This is a genomic window from Thioalkalivibrio sulfidiphilus (genome assembly GCF_000377945.1).
Lineage (GTDB): Bacteria > Pseudomonadota > Gammaproteobacteria > Ectothiorhodospirales > Ectothiorhodospiraceae > Thioalkalivibrio_A > Thioalkalivibrio_A sulfidiphilus_A.
Window position 1 is genome coordinate 1 of record NZ_KB898942.1, and the last position, 16,256, is coordinate 16,256.

Sequence of the window (16,256 nt, forward strand, 5' to 3'; positions counted from 1 at the left end):
CACGAGGCCGTGACCGAAGATCGGGCTGACCTTCAAATGCCGGAAGCAGCCACTGAGTTGCTGTTTCAGTCCGATGCGGGAGAACAGTGCCTGAAACACCACGAGGCCGGCGAACGAGGTCAATTTCTGGTCCTCGAACCGGATATCGGGAATGCGATGGGTCTTGCGATGAACGGCGGCTCTGCTACACTTCATCCAGACGGTCTCCGTTGGTTTTGTTGGACGGTGTGGTGCCACCAATTCTACCAACTTCGAGACCGTTTTTTTATGCGTGCAAGCCATCTTCTCCCACCGATTTAGGCCGTTTTCTGGACTTCACTTTTGGTGAGGTCCAGCAACAGCCGTGCAACAGGCAGTTCGTACCGTATATAAGCCGTTTTCTTGTAAAACCGTGCCGGATTTATGCAACTGTCGGGTTAGCATAGGGTCTACACCCAGGCTTCGAATTGTCGCCACTGCTACAGCGGGCATGTTTTCTAGGGACGATTCAAGACGATCCTGGTGGACAGAGACAGCTACCTGCTGGTGTTTGGACTATGCGGTGCTGGAGTCTGCCAGGACCGCGTGGTGGGCGTGACCAAGGCATGGCCATGGATAGGTGCTGAACGGATCCGCCAGTAGCCGAAGAGACTACCAAGCCCGATTTCAAACTTTCGCGGATGGATGCGCAGTTTTTCACCAAGGCTTACCATTAAAATTCTTGACTCATACCCCCTTGTTGAGAAACTTACACAACGCCGCCCATCACCCTGGTGAAAAATTCGGGACTGACAGCAACCTCCGCAAACCCGCAGAAATTAGATTGACTTCGGAGGTACGTCGGCTAACATGCTGTCTGTATAAGCTTTTATAATCTTGTCCGCAGGAAATACATGTCGACACCCGCAGCTTCCATTCCCTTGAGTGGCCTGGCCCGCCGCCTGGTCCAGGACGGCCTGTTGGCCGAGACCGATGCCGGCAAGGCGGTGGAGGCGGCCCAGAAGAAGCGCGTGCCCCTGGTAGCCTACCTGGTGGACAACAAGCTGGTAGAGTCCAAGCGGGTCGCCCAGGCCGCCGCCGAGGAATTCGGCACCCCGGTCTTCGACCTGGATAGCTTCGACAAGGAACTCCTGCCCAAAAAGCTCGTGGACGAGAAGCTGGTCCGCCAGCACCATGCCCTCCCCCTGTTCAGGCGCGGCAACCGGCTGTTCGTCGGGATCGCCGACCCCATGAACCTCACCGCCCTGGACGAGATCAAGTTCAACACCGGTATCGCCACCGAACCGGTGCTGGTGGAACAGGACAAACTGGGCAAGCTGATCGAGGAAAGCCTCAACGACACCGGCGCAGTCATGGAAGGCCTCATGGACGACGATCTCGACAACCTCGAGATCAGCGCCGATGACGACGACAGGAAAGGCGAGGTGACGGAAAGCGAGGTGGACGACACCCCGGTGGTCCGCTTCGTGAACAAGGTGCTGCTGGATGCCATCAACCGCAAGGCCTCGGACATCCACTTCGAGCCCTACGAGAAGGAATTCCGGGTTCGTCTGCGCATGGACGGCGTGCTCCACGAAGTGGCCAAACCCCCTGTATCCCTCTCGCCCCGCATCATCGCCCGCATCAAGGTCATGTCCCGCATGGACATCTCCGAGCGCCGCATCCCCCAGGATGGGCGCATCAAGATGCAGTTGTCTAAGAGCCGCGCCATCGATTTTCGCGTCAACACCTGCCCGACCCTGTACGGCGAAAAGGTGGTGTTGCGAATCCTTGACCCCACCAGCGCCTCCTTAGGGATCGACGTTCTGGGTTACGAGGAAGAACAGAAAAAGCTTTACCTGGATGCCCTGAGCAAACCCTACGGCATGATCCTGGTCACCGGCCCGACAGGCTCCGGCAAGACCGTCTCCCTTTACACGGGCCTTGGCATCCTGAATACACCGGACCGCAACATCTCGACCGCCGAGGACCCGGCCGAGATCAATATGCCCGGCATCAACCAAGTGAACGTCAACCCCAAGGTGGGATTGACCTTCGCCTCGGCCTTGCGCGCCTTCCTGCGCCAGGATCCGGACGTGATCATGGTTGGCGAGATCCGGGACCTGGAAACCGCCGAGATCGCCATCAAAGCGGCCCAGACCGGCCACCTGGTGCTCTCCACACTGCACACCAACGACGCCCCCCAAACCCTGACCCGTCTGGCGAACATGGGGGTGCCGCCCTACAACATCGCCTCCTCAATCCTCCTGATCATCGCCCAGCGACTTGCCCGGCGGCTGTGCAACCACTGCAAGACCGTCGATGATGTGCCCAAGGATGTCCTGCTTCAGGAAGGGTTCACAGAGGATGACTTTAAAGACGGCATGAAGATCTACAAGGCCGTGGGGTGCGATCAGTGTACCAACGGCTATAAGGGACGCGTGGGTATCTACCAGGTGCTGCCCATTTCCGAGGCCACCCAACGCCTCATCCTGGAGGGTGGCAACTCCATGCAGCTTGCCGAGCAGGCCCGCAAGGAAGGCATCAACGACCTGCGCCGTTCCGGCCTGCTCAAGGTCAAGGCCGGGATGACCAGCCTTGAAGAGATCAACCGTGTGACCAAGGACTGAACCGATGGCCGAGACCCAGAACATCACCTTCCAGTGGGAAGGACTCGACAAGAAGGGCAGTCGAGTCAAGGGCGAGACCACCGCCGCCAGCGAACTCCTTGCCCGGGCTGAACTCCGTCGTCAAGGCATTAACCCGACCAGGGTCCGCAAGAAGCCCAAATCATTATTCGGCGGCAAGAAGAAGATCGTTCCGAAGGATATCGCCGTCTTTTTACGCCAGATGGCCACCATGATGGAAGCAGGCGTGCCGCTGGTACAGGCCTTTGACATCGTCGGAAGAGGACATGAAAACCCCTCCATGCAGGAGCTGATCCTGGCCATGAAGTCCGACGTGGAAGGTGGCACGACCTTCTCTGCAGCACTGGGCAAGCACCCCAAGTATTTTGACGACCTTGTAGTCAATCTGGTCAATGCCGGTGAACAGGCCGGCGCACTCGAAACCCTTCTGGACAAGATCGCCACCTACAAGGAAAAGACCGAGTCCCTCAAAGCCAAGATCAAAAAGGCGCTGTTCTACCCCACTGCCGTGCTGGTAGTGGCTTTCATCGTGACCGCGATTCTTCTGATATTCGTGGTACCCCAGTTCCAGGACCTGTTCCAGGGGTTTGGAGCTGACCTGCCCGTGTTCACCCAGTTCGTAATCGGTATTTCGGAGTTCTTCCAAGCCTATTGGTGGGCCATCTTCGGCGGATTGATTGGTGCCGTTGTGCTCTTCAAGCAGGCCCATTTACGTTCCCCCGGTTTCCGGCGCTGGCTGGACCTTATGTCTCTCAAGATTCCCGTCATCGGAGAGCTGCTGCGCAAGGCCTCCATTGCCCGATTCGCACGTACACTCTCCACCATGTTCGCAGCCGGCGTGCCGCTGGTGGAAGCCATGGAATCCGTGGCCGGCGCCACTGGTAATGCTCTCTATCGCGAGGCCACCTTGCGCATCCGAGACGAAACCGCCGCCGGCACCCAGCTTCAGGCCGCCATGCGCAACACCGCCCTGTTCCCCAACATGGTGGTCCAGATGGTGGCCATCGGCGAAGAATCCGGCGCATTGGACGACATGCTCAACAAGGTCGCCGACTTCTACGAGGAAGAAGTCGACAACATGGTGGACAGCCTCTCGAGCCTCATGGAGCCCATGATCATGGCCTTCCTGGGCATTGTGGTGGGCGGCCTGGTGATTGCCATGTACCTGCCGATCTTCCAGCTGGGCGCAGTGGTGTAGGAAGGCGCTAGAGGCAAGATGCAAGTTGCTAGAGGCAAGAAGACACTAGAAGCTCTCGCGCCATAACCAACGCACGGATACCTGTGCGCTTGCCGTCAGGCCATATTGATGATTGAACTCCTACAAACCAGCACGGCGGCATTGCTGACCGTGACCGCGCTGTTCAGCCTGCTGGTGGGCAGCTTTCTCAATGTGGTGATTCACCGTCTGCCGGTGATGATGGAGCGGCAGTGGCGGCGTGAAGCCACGGAATTCCTGTACGCCGAGGGCCAGACGCTTGCGCCAGCCGAGCAGGGGCCCGCCTACAACCTCTGGAGCCCCCGTTCCGCCTGTCCCCAGTGCGGGCACAAGATCACGGCGCTGGAGAACATCCCCATCCTCAGCTACCTGTTCCTGCGCGGCCGTTGCAGCGAGTGCGGCAGCTCGATTCCGCTGCGCTACCCGCTGGTGGAGGCGGCCACCGCCCTGCTCTCTGTGGTGGTGGTCTGGCACTTCGGCTTCACCTGGCAGTCGGGGGCCGCGCTGCTGCTCACCTGGGCACTGATCGCGCTTGCGGTCATCGACCTGCGCACCACCCTGCTCCCGGACAGCATCACCCTGCCCTTTCTCTGGATCGGCCTGTTACTCAACCTGGGCGGCCTGTTCACCGACGCCACCAGCAGCCTGATCGGCGCCGTGGCCGGTTACCTGAGCCTCTGGCTGGTGTACCACGGCTTCAAGCTGCTCACCGGCAAGGAAGGCATGGGCTTTGGCGACTTCAAGCTCTTCGCCCTGATCGGCGCCTGGCTCGGCTGGCAGCTGCTGCCCCTGGTGATCCTGCTCTCTTCCCTGGTGGGCGCCGTGGTGGGCATCGCGCTGATCCTGTTCCGCGGCCGCGACCGCGCCCAGCCCATGCCCTTCGGCCCCTACCTGGCAGCGGCCGGCTGGATCGCGCTGCTGTGGGGCAACGACATCATGGCGCTGTACCTGGGGTAGGAGGATTCACAATTCGAAATTTAAAATTCAAGATTCAAAATTCAAAGGCGGATCACGAGGTACACTGCGAGAAGAGTATCTCCGGGCCTACTTTGAATTTTGAATCTTGAATTTTAAATGTGCCCTGATCATGCTTCGCATCGGACTCACAGGTGGCATCGGCAGCGGCAAGAGCGCCGTGACTCGCTTGTTCGCTGAACGAGGCATTCCGGTCATCGACGCGGACGTGATCGCCCGCGAACTGCTCGCACCGGATGCGCCCGCCACACAGGAAGTGCTCGATGAATTCGGTGACCAGATCCGCGATCCGATGACCGGCGGTCTGGACAGGAAGGCCCTTCGTCGGCTGGTATTCGCAAACATCCAAGCCCGTCACAGATTGGAAACACTGCTGCACCCTAAGATCAGGGCCGAAATGATCCGGCAACAGACCGGTCTGGGCTCGCCCTACTGCATCATGAGTATTCCCCTGCTGGTGGAATCCGGCCTGCGGGAATCCGTGGATCGCGTCCTGGTGGTGGACTGCCCCGAAGCCCTTCAGGTGGAGCGGACCATGTCACGGGACGGGATCTCACGGGACGAAGCACTGGCCATCCTCGCCGCCCAGGCCAGCCGGGCACAAAGGCTTGAGCAAGCGGACGATGTGATCGACAACAGCGGGGATCTTGCGGCGCTCGAGGCACAGGTGGAACGGCTGCACCGCCGTTACCTGGAACTCGCGGCCGACGGAGGATAGGCGCCCGACAGGGGAATTCAGGAGAGGAATGAAGACATGTTTGTGAATTTCGCACTCAAGGTAGAAAATAACGAATATGTCCTCCATGAATCCCCGACTGTCACGCCGGTGAGCGACTCCATTACCTACGAGCAGCCCCTGCTGGAGCGCATGCGCCTGTTCATGCGCCTGGAAGAGCTCATGCACCGCTTTCAGTTTGCCGTGCAGGGCAACGGCGGATTCGAGACCCACTTCGCCCTGACCACCCTGATCGAGATCCTCGACCTGACCAACCGGGTGGATCTCAAGCGCGAACTGATGAAGGAACTGGAGCGCCAGATCGCCAATCTGAGCCGCCTGAGCCTGGAGCCCAGCGTGGACCAGGACCGGCTCACCGGCGTGATCGACCAACAGCGCCGTCTGATCGAGCAGATCCACACCATCAACGGCCAGCTGGACCAGCAGATCAAGAGCAACGACTTCTTCGGCAGCATCCGCCAGCGCAACGCCATACCCGGCGGCACCTGCGACTTCGACCTGCCCGCCTATCATTACTGGCTGTCCCGCCCCGTCTCGGAGCGCCGCACCCTGCTCAAGGAATGGTCCGCGCCCTTCCACGAGATCCACGAAGCCGTGCGCCTGGTACTCAAGCTGATCCGCAACAGCGCCGAGCCCCGCAAGGCCGTGGCCCGTCAGGGTTTCTACGAACAGAGCCTGGACGGCAGCATCCCCTGGCAGATGATTCGCATCAGCCTGCCCGCCGACAACCCTTGCTACCCGGAGATCAGCGCCGGTCGTCAGCGCTTCTCCGTGCGCTTCCTCAAGCCCGGCGACATGCGCAACCGGGCGAAGCAGTGCGACCAGGACGTGAGCTTCGAGCTGACCTGTTGTGCCATCTAGCCTCAGGGATAGGCGTGAGGGGTGAGGCGATAGGTGTGAAACCACCCTCTCCCTGAGGGAGAGGGGGTCAGTCGGTTGTACGCCTGTCGCCTGATCCCTAACCCCTCAACCCCTCCCCGCCTCGAACATGACATCCATCCGGTAGTACCCCCCATCCAGTTTCAGCCGGAACGTAGCACGCCAGTCAGCCCGGTCCACCGTGCAGACGGGCAGCACTGCCATGGTCTCCCAGAGCCCCTCGGAGACTGGCGCGAACCGGAACTGGTTGATACCCATGTCCATGTCGTCCATGGTGAAACGCACCTCGGCAATTTCCGGGCTGCGAGTCGTTTCCAGGTAGACCTTGAAGGGTACCAGCGGATGGATCTGCTCCTGGACACGCACGGTCATCACCTGGCCATCCGCAATGAACCGGCAACCGGATGCATCCAGGGTACACGGTGCATCGGCCTCCAGCAGTCGCGCCTGCTCATCCTGCCAGCCACCCCCCTGGTCCACGATGCCGCCTGCACCACCCAGCCAGTATCCGACTGCGCCCATGACAAGCACCAGTGCGGCCCCGATCCAATAAACCGCTTTCACGGCTTCATCTCCCAAAGGCTGCGAATCGCGGCAATACCCTGGCCACCATGGAGCCTGGCGCGCTCGATGTCCTTCGGGCTCATCCCACCCAGGGCGTAGACGGGCATGGCGGCACGCTCTGCCAGATCCCGGAACCCGGTCCAGCCGATAGGCGTCGCGTCAGGATGACTCGCCGTGGCCATGACCGGAGAGACGACGATGAAGTCCGCGCCACGCGCCTGCGTCAGCTGGGTCTCATCATGCACCGAGGCCGACACCAGCAGACCTTCAGTCTGCTGCGCAGACCAGCGGCTCAGACGCAATCCATTGAGATGCACACCGTGCGCGCCGAGTTGCCTGGCCGCGGAGACCTCCGCATTGAGCAGCACACGCACGCCCAGATCCCGGGCCAAGGCAATGACCTCAGCAGCCAGCGTACTGTAGGCCTGTTCATCCAGGGAGGGGGCGCGCAACTGCAGCAGACTGATGTCGCCCGCACTCAGGCGCCGTTCGAGATGCTTGATGAACGCAGCGGTCTGGGTGCCGGGATCCGGTGTGATGAGATGGCGGTCCGGCAGCTGCAGCGCACTGATGATGGGGCGGTTGGCGGCGGGGAATGCAAACGCCTGCAGTGCACCCACCGAGACCCAGCGCAGGGGTTGTCCTTCGCGTCCATGGGGTACCCCGCTGAAGGACTCCACCCGGCACACCCGGAGACAGACGCGTTTGTCGCCGTAGTCGTGATGGATGGTAATCAATGGACGGGAACGGAGCGGCGCGATGCCGAGTTCCTCACGCAGCTCCCGGGCGAGTGCCTGGTCCAGGGTCTCACCGGGTTCCATCTTGCCGCCGGGAAATTCCCAAAGCCCGCCCTGATGCACACCCTCCGGGCGACGCGCGATCAGCACCTCGTCATGGGCGTTGATGATGGCGGCCACGGCCACCTGGACGGGGGGCAAGTGATTGGACATTGGCACCATAAAGCCGTGAGGTGTCAGGTGAGAGGCGAGAGGCGTAAAACCACCCTCACCCCAACCCTCCCCCATGATGGGGAGGGGGTATGTGACTCACGCCTGGCTCCTCACTCCTCACGCCTGACTGCAACGCACTACGACCGATACTCCGCGTTGATGCGCACGTAGTCGAAGGACAGGTCACAGGTGTAGACCGTGGCACTGGCCGTGCCCCGGCCGAGACCGATGCGGATGGGGATCTCCGCCTCTGCCATGACCCGTTTGCCGGCCTCTTCCGTGTAACTGGCTGCGCGCCCGCCGTGTTCGGCAATGAGCACATCGCCCACGTGCAGGCTGACCCTGTTCACGTCCAGGCCCTGTACACCCGCGCGGCCCACCGCGGCGAGAATCCGGCCCCAGTTGGGATCGGAGGCAAACAGGGCCGTCTTGACCAGGGGGGAGTGGGCCACGGCATCGGCCACCAGGCGCGCCTCCTCGCGGCTGCCGGCCCCGCTCACCTGGATGGTGATGAACTTCGTCGCACCCTCGCCGTCGCGCACGATGGCTTGGGCAAGATGATCGCAGACCGCCTGCAACACCTCGCGGAACGCGCGCCGGTCCTCGTCGGACACCAGCTGCACACCGCTCGCGCCCGTCGCGCAGAGCACGCAGGCGTCGTTGGTGGAGGTGTCACCATCCACGGTGATGCAGTTGAAGCTCGACTCCACCGCCTCGCTGAGCATGGCCTGCAACTCGCCGGCGGGGATGACCGCGTCAGTGCCGAGATAGGCCAGCATGGTCGCCATGTCCGGCCGGATCATGCCCGAGCCCTTGGCGATGCCGGTGAGCGTCACCGTACCGCCGGACAGGGTGACCTGCCGGCTCATGCCCTTGCCCACGGTGTCCGTGGTCATGATGGCGCGCATGGCGTCGATCCAGGCATCCTCCTTCAGGGACGCAGCCAGCGCCGGCAAAGCATCGCGGATGCGCAGCACGGGCAGCGGCTCGCCGATGACCCCGGTGGAGAACGGCATCACCTGCGCCGCCTCGCAGCCCATCACCTCCGCCACGTGGGCGCAGCTGGCGCGGGCATCCGCCAGGCCACGCTCCCCGGTGCCGGCATTGGCATTGCCGGAGTTGATGAGCAGGTAGCGGATGGCGCCCCCGGCCAGATGCTCCCGGGCCACGATCACCGGGGCGGCACAGAAGGCGTTGCGGGTGAACACCGCGGCGGCACTGGCGGACGGGGCCAGCTCCATCAGCACCAGGTCACGGCGCTCCTTGTAACGGATGCCGGCGGCCACGGCACCCAGGCGCATGCCGGGCACGGGGAGCAGTTCAGTGGGTTCGGTCAGATTGATAGGCATGAGGGCGCTAGAGACAAGTGGCTAGAGACAAGAGACAAGAAGAGCGTGGCTGGCGTCAGAATCGATGGCGATGAAACAAATGAAGCATATCTTTACTTGCCTCTTGTCACTAGTTACTTGTCTCTTGCGCTTTTATAGCTTGCCATGACAGTGCTTGAACTTCTTGCCTGAACCGCACCAGCAGGGATCGTTGCGGCCCACTTTCGGCGTCTCGCGGCGGAAGGGCTGAGCCTCTTCGCCTTCGCCCGCCTCGGGCTTGTGCAGTACGCTCTCGGGCTGGGAGTGCTGATAGCGCATGTCGGCGCCGGCGGCAGCGCGCTGCTGGCGCTCCAGTGCTTCGGCATCCTCAGGGGAACGCACCTGCACCCGCATGAGCAGGGCGGTGACATCGTGCTTGATGCGCGTCAGCATGGCCTCGAACATCTCGAAGGCCTCGCGCTTGTATTCCTGCTTGGGATTGCGCTGGGCATAGCCACGCAGACCGATGCCCTGTCGCAGGTAGTCCATGGCGGCCAGGTGCTCCTTCCAGTGGCTGTCGAGCACCTGCAGCATCACATCCTTCTCGATGCGGCGCATGGTCTCGGCACCCACCTTGTCCTCCTTGAGCTTGTAGGCCTCGGCGGCATGCTGGTGGATGCGTTCGCGCAGGGTCTCCTCGTGCAGATCATCCTCACGCTCCAGCCAGCCGGCGATGTCCAGCACCAGGCCGAAGTCCTGCTCCAGGGCGTGGGTGAGGCCGGGCACGTCCCACTGCTCCTCGATGCTGCCCTGGGGAATGTACTGGGAGATCACGCCTTCGAGCACGTCCCGGCGCACCGCCTCCAGGGTCTCGGAGATGTCCTCGGTCTCCAGCAGTTCGCGACGCTGTTCATAGACCACCTTGCGCTGGTCGTTGGCCACATCGTCGTATTCCAGCAGGTTCTTGCGGATGTCGAAGTTGTGGGCCTCCACCTTGCGCTGGGCGTTCTCGATGGCCTTGGTCACCCAGGCGTTCTCGATGGCCTCGCCCTCCTGCATGCCCAGGCGCTGCATCAGCGACTTCACCCGGTCGGAGGCAAAGATGCGCATCAGGTTGTCTTCCAGGGACAGGAAGAAACGGCTGGAACCGGGGTCGCCCTGGCGGCCGGCGCGGCCGCGCAGCTGGTTGTCGATGCGACGGGATTCGTGGCGCTCTGAGCCGATGATGTGCAGGCCGCCGTTGGCCAACACCTCGTCGTGGCGCTTCTGCCAGTCGGCCTTGACCCGTTCCACATCGGCAGACTTGGGGTTCTCGCCCAGGGCCGACAGTTCCGCCTCCAGGCTGCCGCCCAGCACGATGTCGGTACCGCGGCCGGCCATGTTCGTGGCCAGGGTCACGGCACCGGGACGTCCCGCCTGTTCCACCACGTGGGCCTCGCGCTCATGCTGCTTGGCGTTGAGCACCTCGTGCGGGATCTTGGCCTTCTTGAGCAGACCGGAGAGGTATTCGGAGGTCTCCACCGAGGCGGTACCCACCAGCACCGGCTGGCGCTTCTCCTGGCAGTACTTGATCTCCTTGATGATGGCCTCGAATTTCTCCTTCTGGGTCATGTAGACCAGGTCCTGCATGTCGTTGCGGACCATGGGGCGGTTGGTGGGGATCACCACCACCTCCAGGCCGTAGATCTGCTGGAACTCGTAGGCCTCGGTGTCGGCGGTGCCGGTCATGCCGGAGAGCTTCTCGTAGAGCCGGAAGTAGTTCTGGAAGGTGATGGAGGCGAGCGTCTGGTTCTCCCGCTGGATGGGCACCCCCTCCTTGGCCTCGATGGCCTGGTGCAGACCCTCGGACCAGCGCCGGCCCGCCATGATGCGGCCGGTGAACTCGTCGATGATGAGAATCTGGCCGTCGCGAACCAGGTAATCCACGTCCTTGTGAAACAGGACATGGGCGCGCAGGGCGGCGTTCAGGTGATGCAGCAGGGCAATGCTGCCGGCGTCGTACAGGCCCTGACCCTCGGCCAGCAGGCCCGCCTCGCGCATCAGCTGCTCGGCCTTCTCCTGACCGTCCTCGGTGAGGAAGACCTGCTTCATCTTCTCGTCAACGCTGTAGTCTCCGGGGCCCTCCTCCTCTTCCTGGGGGGTGAGCTTGGGCACGATGCGGTTCATGCGCTCGTACATCTCGGCACTCTCGCCGGCAGGACCGGAGATGATCAGCGGCGTGCGTGCCTCGTCGATGAGGATCGAGTCCACCTCGTCGACGATGGCGAAGTTCAGTTCCCGCTGTACCCGGTCTTCCAGGCGGAAGGCCATGTTGTCGCGCAGGTAGTCGAAGCCGAATTCGTTGTTGGTGCCGTAGGTGATGTCCGCGGCATAGGCCTCGCGGCGGGTCACCGGACGCAGGTGGGCGATGCCGCCCTCGGCGTGGAAGCCCGGGTCGTAGAGATAGGAGGCGGAATCCGGACCGGCGCCGCCGGAGGAATTGATCACGCCCACGGACAGGCCAAGCGCATGGTAGAGCCGACCCATCCAGGCCGCGTCACGACGGGCCAGGTAGTCGTTGACCGTCACCACGTGCACGCCCTTGCCGGGCAGGGCATTGAGGTAGGCGGCGAGCGTCGCCACCAGGGTCTTGCCCTCGCCGGTGCGCATCTCGGCGATGCGGCCGCTGTCCAGCACCATGCCGCCGATCAACTGCACGTCGAAGTGGCGCATACCCATCACACGGCGGCCCGCCTCGCGCGTCACGGCGAAGGCCTCGGGCAGCAGTGCCTCCATGGTCTCCCCCCCGGCCAGGCGTTCACGAAACTGCGCGGTTCGCGCCTTCAGGGCTTCGTCGTCCAGGGACTGAAGCTCGGCTTCCAGTTCGTTGATGCGGGCAACGGTCTTGCCCAGGCGCTTCACGATGCGTTCGTTGCGGCTGCCGAAGATCTTTCTGACGAGGCTGGTGACCATGGATGGGGACTTTTACGTTGTTGGGAATGGACCACCACGGGGGCGGCTTTGCGTCCGACATGATAACCCATGGGCGGCCCTGCGGTCAGCGGCCGGGGGGTTGGCAGTGCAGCGGGTAGACCCGCGCCGGGCGTGGCCGGTTCAGCGGGAGGCGCGGATGAAGCGGGAGGGATTGATGTGCCGGCCGTTTTCCAGCACCTCGAAATGGACGTGGGGCCCGGTTGCGCGACCGGTCTCGCCCAGCAGGGCGATGACCTGACCCTTGCGCACCGTCTCGCCCGTCTCCACCAGCAGCTTCTTGTTGTGGGCGTAGCGGGTGACGAAGCCGTTGCCGTGGTCGATCTCCACCAGGTAGCCGAACACGTTGCGCTTGCCGGCGGTGATGACGATGCCACCGGCCACGGCGATCACGTCACTGCCTGGCCGGCCGGCGAAGTCGACACCACGGTGCATTACGCGGCGCCCCGTGAAGGGGTCGTTGCGCATGCCGTAGCTGGAGGAGATCCAGCCCTGGTTCACGGGCCGGCCCGCCGGGGTCACCTCTTCCTGGAGCTGGCGGTTGAGGATCATGCGATCCAGCAGGCTCAGCTGGGACTCCCGCTCCTCCAGCAGGCTGTCCAGACTGTCCAGTTGGGCGATCAGGTCCGGGGCATGCCCGACACCCGGTTCGGCCATCTCGGGGCCGCCCACACCGGGTATGCTGCTGAAGTCGAATTCGCCGTCATCCAGGCCGGCCATGTTGACCAGCTTGCCGCCCAAGGCGTCCAGGCGGGTGGCACGGGCCTGGAGCTCGGCCAGACGAATGGTCAAGGCGTCGATGTCCGCCTGGGTGGCCTCCCTGGCCGTGCGCAGGGCCTCGCGCTGGAGACGGATTTCCTCTTCCCAGGCGACGATGAACTGTTGGGGATCTGCATGACGGGCGCCGGCATGGAAACCCGCCGCCGCTACCAGGGACAGGAGGCCGCCGATGACCATCACAGCCACGGCCCGCACTCGCCAGGAATGCAGGTCCAGACACTTGCGGCAGGTGCCGCTTCGGCTGAGAAAGATGATGTTCATACGACCACACTGCTAGTATGGGAGCCCGATAGTACATGCCACAGGCGTTTCGGGAAACCCGTTTCCGGCACCAAAGGTACCATTCCGACGATGCAACGCATCCGCCACCTGATTGATCCCCGCCTCGTCAAGCAGGCCGGCCTGCACCAGGCACTGACCGACAGCCTGCGTCACCTGCTGCCGCCGGCCCTGGCCGAGCACTGCTGGGTGGCCGGTATCGACGAGGAGCAGCTGCGCATCGCCGCCGACGCCGGCGCCTGGGCCACCCAGGTGCGCTTCCTGCAGCGGGAGATCCTCAAACATCTGGCCGCCCATCACGGCCTCAAGCTGCGCCGCGTGCGGGTCAGCGTGGCCGCCCTGCACGGGTCAGCAGCAGCCAGCAGGGGCACGGCCCTGCCCCGTCCGAAACTTTCCGGCCGGGCGGGTTCGACGCTGCGTCAGGCCGCCCGGGGAATCGAGGACAGGGAACTGGCAGAGGCCCTGGAAAGGCTCGCTGCCAGGGCGGCAAAACCCGACACCCACCGATCCTGACGGATCCCGGTTTCTGTAGGTCGGGCTTCAGCCCGACAGCAGGGGCTCAGAATCACGTGCGGCTGCGTCGGGCCGAACGAATCGTCGGGAGCGATTCGTCGCGCAAGCCCCCTCACGCAATCAATCAGAACGCCGTGATCGGCTGGGCGTAGGAAATGGGGGCCGACTCGTTCTCATCCTCGAAGGTGATGCATTCCCAGGCGTCTTGCTGGGCGATGAGGGTACGAATGAGGCGATTGTTGAGGGCATGACCGGACTTGAAGCCGGTGAAGGCGCCCACCAGGCTGTGGCCCAGCAGGTACAGGTCACCGATGGCGTCCAGGATCTTGTGCTTGACGAACTCGTCTTCGTAACGCAGCCCGTCTTCGTTGAGGATGCGGAAATCGTCCAGCACGATGGCGTTGTCCAAGCTGCCGCCCAGGGCCAGCTGACGCTCGCGCAGCATCTCGATGTCGCGCATGAAGCCAAAGGTCCGTGCGCGGCTCACTTCCTTGACGAAGGAGGTGGTGGAGAAATCCAGTTCGGCGGTCTGCACCCCGTTGCTGAAGATGGGGTGCTGGAAATCGATGGAGAAACCCACCTTGAAGCCGTCGAAGGGCTCGAAGCGGGCCCACTTGTCCTCCTCGCGCACTTCCACCGCGCGCTTGATGCGGATGAACTTCTTGGGCGCCTCCTGCTCCACGATACCGGCGGACTGGATCAGGAACACGAAGGGACCGGCGCTGCCGTCCATGATAGGCACCTCGGCGGCACTCACCTCCACGTAGAGGTTGTCGATGCCGAGGCCTGCGATGGCGGACAGCAGGTGTTCCACCGTGGAGACCCGCACCTCGCCGTTGACCAGGGTGGTGGAGAGGCGCGTATCACCGACGTTGTCGGGGCTCGCCTTGATCTCCACCGGCGGCTCCAGGTCCATGCGCCGGAACACCACACCGGTATCCACCGGTGCCGGCCTGAGCATCACGTAGACCTTCTCGCCGGTGTGAAGACCGACGCCCGTGGCCCTGATGGTGTTCTTGAGTGTGCGCTGCCTGATCAACGATGGAACCCTCGACTGGATCGTTCTATCCGAATGACTCACGGTCCGCCCGGCACGATGGCCCGGCCTCCCGAATTGCCCTGCAACAACTGCGCCATCCTGATAGTGACGCGAGCCAAGCGGGTAAATCTGCAAAAAACCTGCGCATTATGGCACCAAAGCCGTGCAGATGCATGGTTTCCCACCAAAAAAGCGACCAGTCGCAGCAAATCCGCGACCGGATGACGCGCTGTCACAGACCATCCGAAACCCCGGACGCACCATCCCGGTGCGTCGATCAGTCCGCCTGCTTGCGCAGGAAGGCCGGGATGTCCAGGTAATCCATGTTCAGGTGACCATTCAGGTCCACCGCCGCGTTGCCCTGGCTCTTGCGGATCACCGTGGGGCGGTCCAGGTTCTCGTAGTCGGGGGTCAGCTCGGGGGCCGGCTCCACCAGCTTGACCTTGGGCTTCTCCGGCGCCCGGGTGGCCGCCATGGTGCTACCCAGGCCGGTGGCCACCAGGGTCACGCGCAGCTCGTCGGTCATCTCCGGGTCGATCACGGTGCCCACCACCACGGTGGCGTCCTCGGAGGCGAACTCCTTGATGGCATCACCCACTTCCTCGAACTCGCCGATGGACATGTCCAGACCGGCGGTGACGTTCACCAGGATGCCCCGGGCACCGGCGATGTTCACGTCCTCGAGCAGGGGGCTGGCGATGGCCGCCTCGGCCGCCACCCGGGCGCGGTCCTGACCGGAGGCGCTGCCGGTACCCATCATGGCCATGCCCATCTCGGACATCACGGTGCGCACGTCGGCGAAGTCCACGTTGATCAGGCCCGGACGGGTGATCAGCTCGGCAATGCCCTGCACCGCACCCAGCAGCACGTTGTTGGCCGCCTTGAAGGCCTCCAGCAGGGAGATGTTCTTGCCCAGCACAGTGAGCAGCTTTTCGTTGGGGATGGTGATCAGGGAGTCCACGTACTTGGCCAAGTTCTCCATGCCCGCCTGGGACACGGCCAGGCGCTTCTTGCCCTCGAAGGGGAAGGGCTTGGTGACCACGGCCACGGTGAGGATGCCCATCTCCCGGGCGATCTGGGCCACCACCGGCGCGCCACCGGTGCCGGTGCCACCACCCATGCCGGCGGTGATGAACACCATGTCGGCACCCTCGATCACCTCGGCGATGCGGTCCCGGTCCTCCAGGGCCGCCTCACGACCCACCACCGGGTCGGCGCCGGCGCCCAGGCCCTTGGTGATGTGCCCGCCCAGCTGCAGCAGGGTCTTGGCGTTGTGGTTCTTCAGCGCCTGGGCATCGGTGTTGGCGCAGATGAAGTCCACGCCCTCGATGTTGGCGTTGACCATGTGCTGCACGGCGTTGCCGCCGCCGCCGCCCACGCCGATGACCTTGATGACCGCGTTCTGCGGAAACGTATCCATGAGCTCAAACATTGTCATACCT

At 63.3% G+C, this 16,256-nt stretch carries 13 protein-coding genes and 1 pseudogene; 6 read left to right on the forward strand and 8 right to left on the reverse strand.

Annotated elements, in window-relative coordinates:
- Window positions 1-195: pseudogene (locus tag D580_RS0109845) on the reverse strand (IS1380 family transposase); the annotation flags it as partial.
- A gap of 677 nt (window positions 196-872) precedes the next feature.
- On the opposite strand from D580_RS0109845, the gene pilB reads away from it, so the two are divergent.
- From pilB to zapD, 5 genes are all read left to right on the forward strand, one after another.
- Window positions 873-2,588, forward strand: a complete 1,716-nt coding sequence (pilB, locus tag D580_RS0109850) for a type IV-A pilus assembly ATPase PilB (protein WP_026289877.1) — start codon at window positions 873-875, stop codon at window positions 2,586-2,588.
- A 4-nt stretch (window positions 2,589-2,592) separates the two neighbouring features.
- Window positions 2,593-3,804 carry a type II secretion system F family protein gene (locus D580_RS0109855; RefSeq protein WP_018954222.1) on the forward strand — a complete coding sequence of 404 codons (1,212 nt, stop codon included), beginning with the start codon at window positions 2,593-2,595 and terminating at the stop codon, window positions 3,802-3,804.
- A 108-nt stretch (window positions 3,805-3,912) separates the two neighbouring features.
- The gene (locus tag D580_RS0109860) at window positions 3,913-4,779 is read left to right on the forward strand and encodes a prepilin peptidase (RefSeq protein ID WP_051081797.1); all 867 of its coding nucleotides are present in this window, start codon (window positions 3,913-3,915) and stop codon (window positions 4,777-4,779) included.
- 130 nt (window positions 4,780-4,909) lie between these two features.
- A complete protein-coding gene (coaE, locus tag D580_RS0109865) occupies window positions 4,910-5,515 on the forward strand; it encodes a dephospho-CoA kinase (RefSeq protein ID WP_018954224.1) in 606 nt (201 codons plus the stop codon).
- Between the two features lie 36 nt (window positions 5,516-5,551).
- The gene (gene zapD, locus D580_RS0109870; protein WP_018954225.1) at window positions 5,552-6,394 is read left to right on the forward strand and encodes a cell division protein ZapD; all 843 of its coding nucleotides are present in this window, start codon (window positions 5,552-5,554) and stop codon (window positions 6,392-6,394) included.
- A gap of 105 nt (window positions 6,395-6,499) precedes the next feature.
- On the opposite strand, the gene D580_RS0109875 is transcribed toward zapD, so the two are convergent.
- The 5 genes from D580_RS0109875 to D580_RS0109895 all read right to left on the reverse strand — a co-directional run bounded on the left by D580_RS0109875 (window position 6,500) and on the right by D580_RS0109895 (window position 13,244).
- On the reverse strand, window positions 6,500-6,934 hold the full coding sequence (locus D580_RS0109875) for a hypothetical protein (protein ID WP_231363535.1): 435 nt from the start codon (window positions 6,932-6,934) through the stop codon (window positions 6,500-6,502).
- A gap of 38 nt (window positions 6,935-6,972) precedes the next feature.
- Window positions 6,973-7,926, reverse strand: a complete 954-nt coding sequence (locus D580_RS0109880) for a Nudix family hydrolase (protein ID WP_018954227.1) — start codon at window positions 7,924-7,926, stop codon at window positions 6,973-6,975.
- Between the two features lie 137 nt (window positions 7,927-8,063).
- Window positions 8,064-9,275, reverse strand: a complete 1,212-nt coding sequence (gene argJ, locus D580_RS0109885) for a bifunctional glutamate N-acetyltransferase/amino-acid acetyltransferase ArgJ (protein ID WP_018954228.1) — start codon at window positions 9,273-9,275, stop codon at window positions 8,064-8,066.
- 132 nt (window positions 9,276-9,407) lie between these two features.
- Complete coding sequence (gene secA, locus D580_RS0109890; protein WP_018954229.1) at window positions 9,408-12,185, reverse strand: preprotein translocase subunit SecA; 2,778 nt, start codon at window positions 12,183-12,185, stop codon at window positions 9,408-9,410.
- Window positions 12,186-12,326: 141 nt separating this feature from the next.
- A complete protein-coding gene (locus tag D580_RS0109895) occupies window positions 12,327-13,244 on the reverse strand; it encodes a M23 family metallopeptidase (protein ID WP_018954230.1) in 918 nt (305 codons plus the stop codon).
- Between the two features lie 90 nt (window positions 13,245-13,334).
- On the opposite strand from D580_RS0109895, the gene D580_RS0109900 reads away from it, so the two are divergent.
- Window positions 13,335-13,775 (forward strand): DUF721 domain-containing protein, encoded by a 441-nt coding sequence (locus D580_RS0109900; RefSeq protein WP_018954231.1) that lies wholly within the window; start codon window positions 13,335-13,337, stop codon window positions 13,773-13,775.
- A gap of 124 nt (window positions 13,776-13,899) precedes the next feature.
- Here the strand turns inward: D580_RS0109900 and lpxC are convergent, their stop codons facing one another.
- Together lpxC and ftsZ are read right to left on the reverse strand one after the other, a co-directional pair.
- Window positions 13,900-14,814: a UDP-3-O-acyl-N-acetylglucosamine deacetylase gene (gene lpxC, locus D580_RS0109905; protein WP_018954232.1), complete on the reverse strand. Its 915-nt coding sequence runs from the start codon at window positions 14,812-14,814 to the stop codon at window positions 13,900-13,902.
- A 277-nt stretch (window positions 14,815-15,091) separates the two neighbouring features.
- The gene (gene ftsZ, locus D580_RS0109910; RefSeq protein ID WP_012637355.1) at window positions 15,092-16,246 is read right to left on the reverse strand and encodes a cell division protein FtsZ; all 1,155 of its coding nucleotides are present in this window, start codon (window positions 16,244-16,246) and stop codon (window positions 15,092-15,094) included.
- Window positions 16,247-16,256: the final 10 nt, after the last annotated feature.

What these genes read in the sequence shown, in the direction of transcription:
- D580_RS0109855 (WP_018954222.1), top strand. Translation starts at nt 2,593, where the DNA reads ATGGCCGAGACCCAGAACATCACCTTCCAGTGGGAAGGACTCGACAAG.
- D580_RS0109880 (WP_018954227.1), bottom strand. Translation starts at nt 7,926, where the DNA reads ATGTCCAATCACTTGCCCCCCGTCCAGGTGGCCGTGGCCGCCATCATC.
- argJ (WP_018954228.1), bottom strand. Translation starts at nt 9,275, where the DNA reads ATGCCTATCAATCTGACCGAACCCACTGAACTGCTCCCCGTGCCCGGC.
- D580_RS0109895 (WP_018954230.1), bottom strand. Translation starts at nt 13,244, where the DNA reads ATGAACATCATCTTTCTCAGCCGAAGCGGCACCTGCCGCAAGTGTCTG.
- coaE (WP_018954224.1), top strand. Translation starts at nt 4,910, where the DNA reads ATGCTTCGCATCGGACTCACAGGTGGCATCGGCAGCGGCAAGAGCGCC.
- ftsZ (WP_012637355.1), bottom strand. Translation starts at nt 16,246, where the DNA reads ATGTTTGAGCTCATGGATACGTTTCCGCAGAACGCGGTCATCAAGGTC.
- secA (WP_018954229.1), bottom strand. Translation starts at nt 12,185, where the DNA reads ATGGTCACCAGCCTCGTCAGAAAGATCTTCGGCAGCCGCAACGAACGC.
- D580_RS0109900 (WP_018954231.1), top strand. Translation starts at nt 13,335, where the DNA reads ATGCAACGCATCCGCCACCTGATTGATCCCCGCCTCGTCAAGCAGGCC.
- pilB (WP_026289877.1), top strand. Translation starts at nt 873, where the DNA reads ATGTCGACACCCGCAGCTTCCATTCCCTTGAGTGGCCTGGCCCGCCGC.
- D580_RS0109860 (WP_051081797.1), top strand. Translation starts at nt 3,913, where the DNA reads ATGATTGAACTCCTACAAACCAGCACGGCGGCATTGCTGACCGTGACC.
- D580_RS0109875 (WP_231363535.1), bottom strand. Translation starts at nt 6,934, where the DNA reads ATGGGCGCAGTCGGATACTGGCTGGGTGGTGCAGGCGGCATCGTGGAC.
- zapD (WP_018954225.1), top strand. Translation starts at nt 5,552, where the DNA reads ATGTTTGTGAATTTCGCACTCAAGGTAGAAAATAACGAATATGTCCTC.